The sequence below is a fragment of the Pedobacter sp. ISL-64 genome (assembly GCF_018613605.1).
GTDB lineage: Bacteria > Bacteroidota > Bacteroidia > Sphingobacteriales > Sphingobacteriaceae > Pedobacter.
The window spans coordinates 304,264-316,946 of record NZ_JAGGPU010000020.1; the positions used below are offsets into that span (position 1 = coordinate 304,264).

The 12,683-nt window shown below is 40.6% G+C and carries 7 protein-coding genes; 3 read left to right on the top strand and 4 right to left on the bottom strand.

Translation table 11 applies throughout. From position 1 onward, the window contains the following. Positions 1–258: 258 nt before the first annotated feature. Genes J7E57_RS22520 through J7E57_RS22535 form a run of 4 tightly spaced genes read right to left on the bottom strand, consistent with a single transcriptional unit; the run spans position 259 to position 6,697 of the window. Positions 259–1,854, bottom strand: a complete 1,596-nt coding sequence (locus J7E57_RS22520) for a SusD/RagB family nutrient-binding outer membrane lipoprotein (protein ID WP_251030008.1) — start codon at positions 1,852–1,854, stop codon at positions 259–261. A 7-nt stretch (positions 1,855–1,861) separates the two neighbouring features. Beyond that, positions 1,862–4,963 (bottom strand): SusC/RagA family TonB-linked outer membrane protein, encoded by a 3,102-nt coding sequence (locus J7E57_RS22525; RefSeq protein ID WP_215130691.1) that lies wholly within the window; start codon positions 4,961–4,963, stop codon positions 1,862–1,864. Positions 4,964–4,995: 32 nt separating this feature from the next. Further along, the gene (locus J7E57_RS22530; protein ID WP_215130689.1) at positions 4,996–6,009 is read right to left on the bottom strand and encodes a FecR domain-containing protein; all 1,014 of its coding nucleotides are present in this window, start codon (positions 6,007–6,009) and stop codon (positions 4,996–4,998) included. A gap of 46 nt (positions 6,010–6,055) precedes the next feature. After that, complete coding sequence (locus J7E57_RS22535) at positions 6,056–6,697, bottom strand: RNA polymerase sigma-70 factor (RefSeq protein WP_215130687.1); 642 nt, start codon at positions 6,695–6,697, stop codon at positions 6,056–6,058. 149 nt (positions 6,698–6,846) lie between these two features. On the opposite strand from J7E57_RS22535, the gene J7E57_RS22540 reads away from it, so the two are divergent. From J7E57_RS22540 to J7E57_RS22550, 3 genes are all read left to right on the top strand, one after another. Further along, positions 6,847–7,743 carry an ROK family protein gene (locus tag J7E57_RS22540; RefSeq protein WP_215130685.1) on the top strand — a complete coding sequence of 299 codons (897 nt, stop codon included), beginning with the start codon at positions 6,847–6,849 and terminating at the stop codon, positions 7,741–7,743. Between the two features lie 144 nt (positions 7,744–7,887). Further along, a complete protein-coding gene (locus tag J7E57_RS22545; RefSeq protein ID WP_215130683.1) occupies positions 7,888–10,998 on the top strand; it encodes a SusC/RagA family TonB-linked outer membrane protein in 3,111 nt (1,036 codons plus the stop codon). Between the two features lie 11 nt (positions 10,999–11,009). Beyond that, the gene (locus tag J7E57_RS22550) at positions 11,010–12,650 is read left to right on the top strand and encodes a SusD/RagB family nutrient-binding outer membrane lipoprotein (protein ID WP_215130681.1); all 1,641 of its coding nucleotides are present in this window, start codon (positions 11,010–11,012) and stop codon (positions 12,648–12,650) included. Positions 12,651–12,683 lie beyond the last annotated feature (33 nt).

The following is a 12,683-nucleotide window of genomic DNA, read 5'->3' on the forward strand; positions in this document are numbered from 1 at the left end:
CTTAATGTTACTGGGGTTTTTGATACTAACTTACTTTTTTTATCCCCGTGTGCTATGGAGCGAGTTCTTCGCATCAGCAGCTATTTTTTTGCCCATTGCGGTTGGGATAATTACTTCTGCTATTCTTTTATTCCTGGGCATATACCTGATGATAAAAGGCCTTAACCACGGAAAAGAAAAAAAACACGTTAGATATTTATAGTCATTAAAACCTACTATTATTATGGGTGATTTAGCTGTATCCTCTATATCCATTCATTACTTATCCCACCACACCCTAGCAGTAAGTACATCGCCTCCAGCTATTCTGGCTACAGCATCTTTATAATTTTGGGGGTTGTTCAGCACCTCTGTTGATAGGTAGATCATCCTGCGGGGAATGGTGCCATTGGTAACGTTGCCTTTGTAATTTACGGGAATAAGTTTAGGATAATCACTCCGTTTCCAGTTTAGCCAGGCCTCTATAAAATTAAAATTGGTACCGGTAGCTACCCAGTATTGCAAATTTATGGCACTCAATGCGCTTTGTGTACTGCTTTCATCAAGCGAATTCTGGTTAACAAAAGCGGTAATTTTATTGGAATCAACCGCAGCCAGAGGATCTAACTGGACAAGCGACTGTATAGCCCCGGTTAATCCGTTGGTATAATGTAGTTTTGCCGTGCCATTAATATTCCAGCCCCTTACCTTAGCTTCGGCCAGTAGAAATTCAGTTTCTGCGTAACTCAGGATAAAAATTGGCCCACCTAGTTTAAGGTACATCGCGGTGCGTGGTCTGGAATACTTTCCGAGCGGGGCAAGGTCACTTCCGCTACCTGTACCACCCGGATAGTTTGGCGAACGACTGATATCGGTGGTTCCACCCTGTAGATCGTATCCATTTGGCAACCCAAGCTGAACAGCTGCATCGGTATCTCCACTTAAATTCTGATTCGCATTTTTGGCCAATCCATCTTTTGGTACTTCACCTATCACTTCCAACCTGGGGTCGTTGGTATTTTTTAACTGATCAATTAAGGTTTTACTCCACCGTACTTCCAAATAGTCGGAAAATGTTCTTAAAGCAAGCGATGTTCCATTTTGACTGTTAAAAGAGGAAGCATCGGTTAAAAGAATCGCATTGTCATTGATACTGTTAAAAGTTTTGCCCGCAGCCTTTTCGGCCCAAATTCTGGCCTTATCCGGATCTACTTTCGTTAATCGCATGGCAATCCTAACCATTAACGAATAACCAAATTTTTTCCATTTACCGATATCGCCTTTATAAAAAAGATCAGCACTTGGTCTGGGTTTTTCGGCATCCAATTGCGCGGTAGCCGTTTCGAGATCGTTCAGCATGTGGGTATAAATATCTTCCTGACGATCGTAAACGGGATATTTAACACCTTGCATCGCTTTAACAGCCTGTGTATAGGGCACATCACCATAAGCGTCGGTAATCCGTTGCAAAATCAATACGAACATGATATCACCAATCGCAATCAGGTTTTTATAGGCCGCTGGATCTTTTAATCTGGCCAGTCGTTGCATCTCTCTGATGTAGGAGGCATCAGCATAACCTTCATCAAAAATACGACCCTGATAATCGGTAAAACTGCCCACGTTGATGTATTTATCACCATTGTTGTAATAATAATAAGTTGAGGCAAGCAACTGCATCATAGTACTCTGATACAGAAGCTGGTAATAACCCAAATTGGCATATTTTAACTGTGCCTGTGCAAGCAAGCTGTTGGGATCATAATTGTCTTCTGTGAGTTTGGTTGGATCTGTATTGATTTCATCCAGCTTTCCCTTAGAACAGCTGCCCATTAAAGCCAGGAAAAAAGCACCCAAAACACACAACTTTCTCATGGCCATGTTATTTGAATTTAAAATTAAAATTAACCCCAAATGTACGTGTTGCAGGCAATGAAGCCCCTTCTATCCCGGCATAACCCAATGTTGGCGAGAACTGCGACTCAGGATCTATATTTTTAGTGTATTTAAGCAAAGTAAACAGGTTCCGCGCGACCATATCTATCCCTATACTACCAAAAGGTGTTCTTTTTAAAAAACGTTCGCTAAAAGAATAACCTAATGTGGCCTGCCTCAGCTTGATAAAACTGCCATTGAGTACTGATAATGCAGAAATATTGGTAGCCAGTTCAGGGTAATAGGCATAAGCCGGAACATTAATCGTGTTCTTCTGCCCATTTTCTAACACGCCATCGGCCACAATCCCTGTCTCCCTACCCACTAAAGTTGCCTTATTTAAGCCAAGCACATAACTGTAATATTCTGTTGCTGATAGGATTTTATTGCCAAAGCGATAATCGATCAAAAAGGAAAAACTAAACTGTTTATAGCTAAAACTGTTGGTTATCCCTCCATATAGCGTAGGCATGGTGCCACCCATAGGAATAAAATTACCCCGCTTAGGTATGCCATCCGATCCGATAATGATGTTTCCATTAGCATCCCGCAGATAATCGTAGGCCATAATCTGCGTAATCGGTTTACCAACCACCAGCGCAGTATTGGCATTTAATGGCCGATAGGTACCTGTCAGGGTATAATTACTGTTACCATCGATAGAAAGCAGGGTATTCTTTACCTTGGTCATGTTAAAGTTGATCTGCCATTTGCCCGTTGTTGTAAGCAAGGGCGTATAGCCTAAAGCCAGTTCTATCCCTGTATTCCGGGTTTCACCAAGATTGACATAGGCGGAGGTAAAGCCTGTGGTAACTGATTGTTTTGCATTAATAATTTCGTTGTGGGTAATGCGGTTGAAATAGGTAAAATCGACATCCAAACGGCTATTGAAAAATTTAAGGTCGAGGCCTGCCTCTATTTCTTTTAGGGTAAACGGTTTTAAATTGTAATTGGGTAAATCTCCTGAAAAACCACCTACAGGCACGCCGTTTACCTGATTATCTACGGTATAATAGATTTGCGTGGTGTACGGGACAATCGGCTCTCCACTGGTTTTGGCAAAATCCAACCGCAATTTACCAAAATCGAGGCCCTTTAATCTCAGCAGATCTGAAAAAATAAAACTGCCTGATACGCCGGGTACAAATATGCCCCGGTTGTTAGCAGGCAATGTAGAATAGATATCGTAACGCCCGGTAACGGAGAAGTTAAGATAACGCTGATAGCTAAGATCGGCAGTGTAATAAGCCGATTCGGTTACAATTCTGGATATGGCCAATGTTTTGGTACTGGTAATCAGATTTTCTGGCACATACAGATATGGCACTTTAAACTGCGATCCTTTCAGTTTTTCGGTATTGCCCTTTCTTTCGCGATAATTTGCGCCCATTGAAAACTCGAGGTTCAATTTATCGCTCAGGTTTCTGGTTGCACTAAACAAAATATCGCTATTGAGCTCTGAAGTATGGTTTTGATCATAGGCATTTATACCGCCCTGCCTGTTAATTGAAAATGCAGTCCCTGTAGGTAAAATACTCACCACTTCATCTTTACTCGAATCGTAGCCAATTCTGCCCTGCAGTGATGCCCAGCTGGCCAACTTATATTTTAATACGGCTGATGTGATATAACGGTTTCTATTGGCATAATCGGCCTGTTTGTTCATTAAAAAATAAGGATTGGTTTTATATTCATCCGCATTCCACCGCGTTTCAAAACCTGTTTCAGTATCAAAACCAGGGGCTAAGATCGATTGATCTAAACTGGTGGCTAAAGCTGAAATCCCATAATTTGCATTTAAAGGGCCATCACTGAGGTAACTTTTATTTTTGTTCCTCTCGTAAATGTAATTACCGGTAAAGCTCAGCGATATTTTAGAACTTAGCGCTACTGTACCATAAAAATTCAGCGTTTTACGGTTTAGGGATCCATCGCTTAAAACAGAGTTGTAATCTAAATTAGAAACCGAAACACGATAGTTGTTATTGGTATTTCCACCAACCAGCGATAGTGTATTAATAAAGGCCGGAGCGGTGCGGTAAAAAGTCTGGATGTTATTTTTAACGGGAGCATAAGGGCGCATAGAGCCATCTACCTGAGGACTTAATTTACCGTCCATAAGTTCTCCCCAGCTCAACAAACCCGTGGTAATTGCATTGTACAGATCGGCAGGACGTTTATTTTGTGTACCCTGACCGTATAAATATTGAAAATCGGTAGAATTAACCGGCACATCGAAGGCCAGGTTTGCATTGTACTCCAGCCTTGGTCCGGTATTTTCTCCACCGCTTTTCAGGTTGATGAGGATTACACCATTTGCAGCCCTGGCGCCATATAAAGCCGAAGCAGCAGAACCTTTCAATATCGTAATGGTTTCAATATCATCTGGGTTGATGTTACTAATGCCATCGCCATAATCGGCCCCGCCATATTCATTTGCACTTCCACGAATGCTGTTATCAATGGGGACACCATTTACGATAAATAACGGAGAGGCAGCTGTCATACTGGAAACACCACGGATGAGTATGCGTGCCGCAGATCCCGGACCACCATTTACGCCGGTAATGTTAAGTCCCGCTACCCTACCCTGTAGCGCCATAATCATATTACTTTCTCTTGCCTTGGTGATTGAAGAACCTTTAATGGTAGTTAAGGCATAGCCAACTTTATGATTATCTTTTTCGATACCCAAAGCCGTAATTACAACCTCTTTTAAAAAACGGACACTATCAGAATCCATTTTTCCTTCGGCATTTTTTCTGATTACGATTAAATTATTCGGCAAAAGAGAATAGGTATAATCACTATTGCGCAGCAATTGATCGATCACCTTTATGGCCTCCTCTTCTTCTACCTTGATTGATACCTGATGTTTAGGAATTTTAGATTCACTATAGGCGAAATGATAAACAGTTTGTTGTTGTATAGCTTCTACAACCTGCTCAAAATTTGCTCCGTTAAAATTTAAGGTTACTTTAGTTTGCGCATTGGCACATAGCGGAAAAATCAATCCAATTAACAATATGATTCTCTGCGCACAATTCATGGCTACAAATATACATTGCTTAACTGTTTGTCCTAACGGTAGATATAGACATTTTTCCCCTTTATCGAATAATTGAAATTTTCGATCAGTTTTAGCACATTTAAAGCTTCGGCAATGGTTTCTTTATCTACATGTCCGGTAAATTTCACCGTTTTAAGATCAGCTTCTTTAAAGGTTATTTTAACATCGTACCATCGCTCAAAAAGCCTGGCAATTTCATCAAAACGATTGTTTTTATAGATGAGTTCGTGGTTTGTCCATGCGGTTTCCATTACTTTGTCGGTCCCTGTTCCACTAAAATGGGTGAGCTGGCTCATGCTTGCCTTACCACCTGCCAAAGTAAACTTATCGTTTGGCTTTAGGACAAAAGTTTGCTTGGTATTATTTTTAAGCGAGATAGCAACGCTTCCCCTGATTAAGGTAGTTTCGGTAAAAACATCATTCTGGTAAGCTTTAACATCGAATGCAGTACCCAGTACTTTTACAGCCAATTGCTCGGTGTGTACAATAAAAGGGTGTTTAGGATCTTTTTTAACATCAAAAAATGCCTCGCCAGATAAGTAAACATCCCTGGTATCTGCAGTAAAATGATCAGGGTATTTTAAGCTGCTTCCCGAATTCATTTTCACGGTAGAGCCATCGGCCAGTACAATGGTTTTAATTTCCGTTGCCTTGGTTTGCGCTTGTTTCAAAGCCTGCTGATCCGTTTTATTGAAGAAAATAGCTTCTCTGTTATACACCAAAATGCCAGCCAAAACAATTGCTACAACAGCAGCAATTTTTAGCCAAACACTGTAACCTTTGTTTTTGGTAACCTTTAAACGGGGTTCATCGGGAATCTGGATCTGACCCCTGATCCGATCAAAAACAACATCGATATTTTCTTCCTCAGCTGTTTCAGATTCAAAATAAGTTTGTAGCTGTTTATATTCTGTTCTAAGCGCTTCGTTATCGGCTAAAATCGATTTCAGTTCAACAGATTCATCCGGTGAAATTTCACCGGCCAATTGTTTTCCAAGCAATTCTGTAAATCTTTGATCTGTCATTTTTTTCCCGCCCTTTATGATATGTTCCTTTTTCTGTTAAAATTGCCTACAAAAAATAAAAAAAAGATAAAGTACCCGCTAAGATAATCAGGGAGATCAGTTTTCCAAGTTTTTTTTCACCTGGTCCTTTGTCTTGTAAGGGCTGTAATATTAAGCGGAGTTTTGCAATGGCCCTGAACAATTGGGTCTGCACCGTTCGGGGCGAAATGTTCAGCAACTCTGCCACTTCTTTATATTTCATGCCACTTTCTTTAACCAACCTAAAAACCGTGGCTGCCTGAGGTGCCAAACCAGCAATGGCAAAATCAAGTTGCCGGTGCAGTTCTTTGGTTTCCAAAATATACTCCGGCGTTTGTGCTGTTACCGAAATATCCTCTTCTGCATCAACTAAATCGATAAACGTAATTGAAGAATTTTTTTTAAGGTATTTGAGTGATTGATTTTTTACTGCGATAAAAAAATAACTTTCGGGATTTAGTACGTGGGTACTTGTTGCGCGGTTTTCCCAGCATTTAACAAATACCTCCGTAACCAGGTCTTCTGCCGCCTGTTTATCAACCACATAGTAAATAGAAAATTTGATCAACCTACTGTATAGAAAGCGATAAAGTTGCTCGAAAGATTTTATGTCATCCTCAAGGCAAATCTTATTCCATAAAACGACTAGATCTGGCTTAGCTGCTTTCAACTTGGTTAGTTTGGTGAATCAAATGTACGGTAATAAAAAATATTTCATAAAAAAATCTTCCTACTGTAGGCAATTTAACAAAAAAAGGACTCTTCATTCGGTGCCTTAATAAGGTGCAGCTATTTATAGATCTATTGAAGCAGAAAACAATGAATAAAAACAAATATGTGATGGGCATTGATATCGGGGGTTCGCACATTACAGCTGCAGTACTCGATATGCAGCAGCGGAACATTCTTAAAAATTCCTACACGCGCGAGCGGGTTGACTCGCACGGCTCAACAGAACAGATTATCCACACCTGGTGCAGTGCAATTAAAGCAGCTTATAAAAAGGTAGATATCCAAATTGGCAGTTTGGGTATTGCCATGCCAGGCCCTTTCGATTATGACAATGGTATCTCTTATATCGCAGGCAATGATAAATATGCCGCTTTTTATGGACTAAACGTAAAAGACATGCTGGCCAGTGAACTTCAGATTGGTGGGGATCAGATTTTGATGAGTAACGATGCTGCTTGTTTTTTGGCTGGAGAAGTGTTTGCAGGTGAGGCAGGTGTCTATCAGCACCTGATTGGCATTACACTGGGAACAGGTTTAGGAAGTGCGGTTTACAATCAGGGAAAAATTGACGATGCCAATTTATGGTGTGCTCCTTTTTTAGATGGCATAACAGAAGATTATCTTTCTACACGATGGTTTTTAAAACGTTATTACGAACTCACAGGATTTAATATTCTAAATGTTAGAGAATTGGCCAAACTTTACGACGATAACCAAACCGTACGGAAAATATTTGCTGAGTTTAGCCACAACCTTGGGCTTTTCCTCAAAAAATCCCAACAGGATAATGCTGCTGAAGCCATTGTAATTGGTGGTAATATTGCCAACGCCTCCAACCGTTTTATTCCCGGTGTGGTTAAATATCTCCATTCGCAGGGCATCACTTCTCCAATACATATTTCGAAATTGAATGAAGATGCGGCCTTGATTGGAGCTGCGGGTTGCTGGGCTACGCAGACATTTAAAACGATCGAAAAAATCTAACAAAAAATATTTAAAAAATAATTCAATTCCCTTGTAGGCAATTTGTATAAGCAAAATGCTCTTAACTATAAAACCGGAGGGATGGAAATCCTGAAGGCGGCAAACAATTAACCAAATACTTATTCAAAATTATTCATAATGAATATGAAAAAATCTTTACAGCTCACCTGTTTATTGCTCTATGCATCCACAGGTTTGTATGCAGCTGCACCAATCGATCATTTTAATCGTGCAGTTTCTTTCCATGCTGTTTATCAGGATGTGATTAAAGGAACCGTAAAAGACGAAACAGGCGCTACCTTACCGGGTGTAACCATTACTATAAAAGGCGCACAGGGCGGCACACAAACCAATACTTCAGGCCAATATAGCATAACGGCTAAAACGGGCGATGTTTTGGTGTTCTCGTTTATCGGCTACCAGAGCAAAGAAGCTACTGTAGGTACGCAAACTACCATTGATATAACTTTAACCCCTGACTCTAAAAACCTTGAAACCGTAGTGGTAACAGCACTAGGAGTAAAAAGATCAGAGAAATCTTTGACTTATACCACCCAACAAGTATCGGGAGAGGAATTGAATAAAGTAAAAAGTCCTAACCTGGTAAATTCGTTAAATGGTAAAGTTGCCGGAATGACGATTAGTCCGAGTTCTTCGGGTGTTGGAGGTTCGGCCAAAGTAATATTAAGGGGTAGCCGTTCGGTGAGCGGGAACAACCAGCCCTTATATGTAATTGACGGCGTACCAATCAGCAATAATGGTAACGCCAATGCACAGCAGAATAGTGTTTTTGGTGGCGGTCAGGATGGTGGCGATGGTATATCGAACTTAAACCCCGATGATATCGAAAGTTTAACCGTGCTGGAAGGCGCATCCGCTGCAGCCCTTTATGGTAGCCAGGCACAGAATGGTGTTATCTTAATCACAACCAAACAAGGCAAAGCCGGCAAAACACAGATCGGTTTTTCGTCGAGTTTAACTTTTGATAAAATTGCATACAAACCCGAATTTCAAAACAGTTATGGCCCTGCATCTACCGCAACCAGAGACAGCTGGGGACCAGCAATTAACAACACTACTGATAACCTCGATCAGTTTTTCCAAACCGGGACAAATGCGACCAATTCGATCAATTTTTCTGGCGGATCGGAAATTGCCCAAACTTATTTTTCTTATGCCAATACTTATGCAAGTGGTATACAGGAAGGCAACAAGTTAAACAGACATAATATTAACCTGCGCGAAACAGCCAAGTTTTTAAACAACAAATTAACAGTTGATGGAAATGTAAGTTACATTAACCAACGTATAAACAATAGTCCATCAATTGGATTATACAACAACCCGTTGGTTGGTCTCTATCTTTTTCCAAGAGGAGTTGATATTACACCGTACAAAGACAATTATTTGTTATCAGGAAATGTAGGTACTGCGCGCCAGAACTGGTTAGGTGGTTCTGCAGATATTAACCAGAACCCATGGTTTTTAACCAACCTTAATCCGAATACCGCTATCAGAAACCGCTTTTTATTAAGTGGAAATGTTAAATATGAGTTTACGCCATGGTTAAATCTTCAGGTAAGGGGAAATATAGACCGTACTACAGATGATTTCGAAAACAGACGTTATTCTGGCATAAACGGAAACTTTAACTCAAACGGTAGAGGATACTTATCTCAGAATACTCAAACTTACATTCAGAAATATGCCGATGCGATATTAAACGTTACGGTGCCGATGAAAGATTCTGACTTTAAAATTAATGGATTAATTGGCGGTAGCATTAACGATCAGAAAACGACGGGCTTATCTTTAGCAGGCGATTTGAGTGCAGTTGATTTATTTACAGCAAATAATACCATTGTGGCAACAGCAGGCACCTATACCTCTGATGTATTGAACACCACAAAAGCAAATGATGCTTTCCACAGCCAATTGCAAGCCGTATTTGCAAACGCGAACTTATCCTATAAAGATTGGGCATTTTTAACTTTAACAGGTAGAAACGACTGGTCTTCAAACCTGTCATTCACCCCAAATGTTTCTTATTTTTATCCATCCGTAGGTTTGTCATTCATCGTATCGCAAATGGTTAAATTGCCAGAGGCGATTACTTATGCCAAAATAAGAGGTACTTATGCAGAAGTCGGTAACACCGTGCCAGCATACTTAACCTTTATCCAAAATACTTTGGGTAATGGTGGTGCACTTACCATCAACACCAACAGGGCATTTGCTGAGTTAAAACCAGAGAGAACAAAATCTTTCGAGATTGGTACTGATATGCGTTTTCTAGCCAACCGTTTAAATTTTAGCTTTACCTATTATAAAACAAACACCAAAAACCAATACATTCCTGTTAAGCCAGCTCCTTCTGGACTTGTTGCAACAGGCTACTTAAATGCAGGTGATGTTCAAAATCAGGGCATACAATTTACTTTAGGGGCTGATGTATTAAAAGGCGATGGCCTTAACTGGAATACATCCATTAACGGATCGTTGAACAGAAACAAAATTATTGATGTAGCGGCGGCGCAAGGTTTAAATTCGATCGATTTAACAGGTGGCGGAAACAATGCATATATCTCGCGTATAGCTGCAGGAGGATCTTATGGTGATATTTATGGCTACACCTTACAAAGAGATGCAAATGGCCGTATCATACTAAATGGTGATGGAACTGCTGCAAACCCATACTTTCCGGTTAAAAGTGCAGATTATAGCCTAATTGCAAATGCAAACCCTAAATTTCAGTTGGGTTGGAACAACAGTTTCAATTACAAAGATTTTAGCTTAAGCTTCCTAGTAGATGGTAAGTTTGGGGGCAAGGTACTTTCGCTAACCGAAGCATTAATGGACCAGGCAGGAGCTTCAAAAGCATCGGGTGATGCAAGAGCGCAGGGCGGTGTTAAAATTGATGGTGTAGATGCCAGCGGAAAAGCAGTTTCGGCGACCATTAACCCACAAAGCTATTATTCTTTCTTAGGTGACAGAAACGGTGTAACTGGCGAGTATGTGTATAGCGCTACTGTGGTGCGCCTGCGCGAAGCTTCAATAGGTTATAATTTACCTTTAAAAGGAACATTTAAAAGCATGCGCCTCTCATTAATTGGTAGGAACCTCTTCTATTTCTATAAAAAAGCACCTTACGACCCGGAGGTTACCATGTCTACCGGTAACGGCTTATCAGGAATAGATGTTTTTAACCAACCGGTTACCAGAAGCTTTGGTTTTAACCTTAATGTTTTATTTTAATCCGAACAAACATGAAATCCATATATCATTCATCTCAACATAAAATTAAAGGCTTGTCTTTAGTTTTACTTTTAGCCGTTGGTGGCCTAAACCAAGGCTGTAAAAAGAACTTTGAAAGTTTTAACACCAACGATAATTTACCGACTACCGAGCAGAGTTTAGCCTTATTGCGATCAGCAATTGGCCCTATTCAACAAAATATATTTTCTAACTACCAAATTGCACAGAATTTAAGTTCCGATGCTTTTAGTGGGTACATGATGGCTCCAACACCATTTGGCGGTGGTATTAATAATATGAACTATTCGCTTAATAATGGCTGGAATGAAACCGGTTTTAACGATCAGTATACCAATGTTATGGCGCCAATTTCTAAAATTGCCATATCGCCTTTAAAAACAACTGCGCCAGAATCGTGGGGTATATCGCTTTTAGTACAGGTAATTGCGATGGATAGGGTAACCGATAAGTTTGGCCCGATTCCTTACACTCAGGCAGGTAAATCATTAATTTCGCAAGCTTACGATGACCAAAAAACGGTTTATACCGAATTTTTTAAACAGATTGATACAGCAGCAAATAATCTGCAGGCTTTTATCACAGCAAATCCTGGCAAAAAAGCCTACTACGATTCTGGCGATCTGGTTTATGGAGGAGACGTTACAAAATGGCTTAAATTAGCAAATTCGCTAAGGTTACGTTTAGCCATGCGCATTGTTAAAGTTGATCCGGCTACGGCAAAGTTGCAGGCAGAAAAAGCAATGGCTGCAACAGGTGGATTAATGGCTGTACCAAGCGATAATGCGGCTGTTGCACAATCGGGAAACAGAAATAACGACCTTTGGAATGTAACCGTAAATTACGATGGCGATAATGCAATGGGCGCAGCATTACAATCGTACCTGGTTGGTTATTCCGATCCACGTTTATCGATATACTGTACACCAGCTACCGATCCTCTTTTTGCAGGACAGTATGTAGGAATCAGATCGGGAGCGAATACTTCTTTTAACGGTTTGGGCAAAGCTGGGTACAAAACCTATTCGAGTTTAAATGCTTTTGTACCAGATAATTCAAAATCACCTATCGGACAAAAAGCACCACAAATATTAATGACGGCTGCTGAAGTTTGGTTTTTAAAAGCTGAAGCGGCTTTACGCGGTTGGGCGGGTGCAGGAGATGCACAAAGTAATTATGAAACAGGTATAACTACATCAATGCAACAATGGAACGCTAGTATTGGTGGCTACCTGGCCGATGCGGTAAGCAAACCAACAGCTTATGTAGATCCGAAAAACCCAGCTAACAATGCAGTCGCAGTAAGCACCATTACCATTAAATGGGATGGGGCTGCATCTAACGAAGTAAAATTAGAACGGATTATTACGCAAAAATGGTTAGCTATTTTTCCTGACGGAGCTGAGGCCTGGGCTGATTTCCGCAGAACAGGTTACCCAAAACTGTTTACAGTAGCCAACAACAATAGCGGCGGCACAATCAATACCCAATTGCAGATTCGCAGATTGCCATATCCAACAGCAGAATACGGCAATGGAAATAAAGATGAGGTACGTAAAGCCGTAACCTTGCTTGGTGGCCCTGATAACGGTGGCACCAGACTATGGTGGGACGTGAATAAAGCGAACTTCTAACACACAATACCATCGGGTAGGATAACGAAAGTT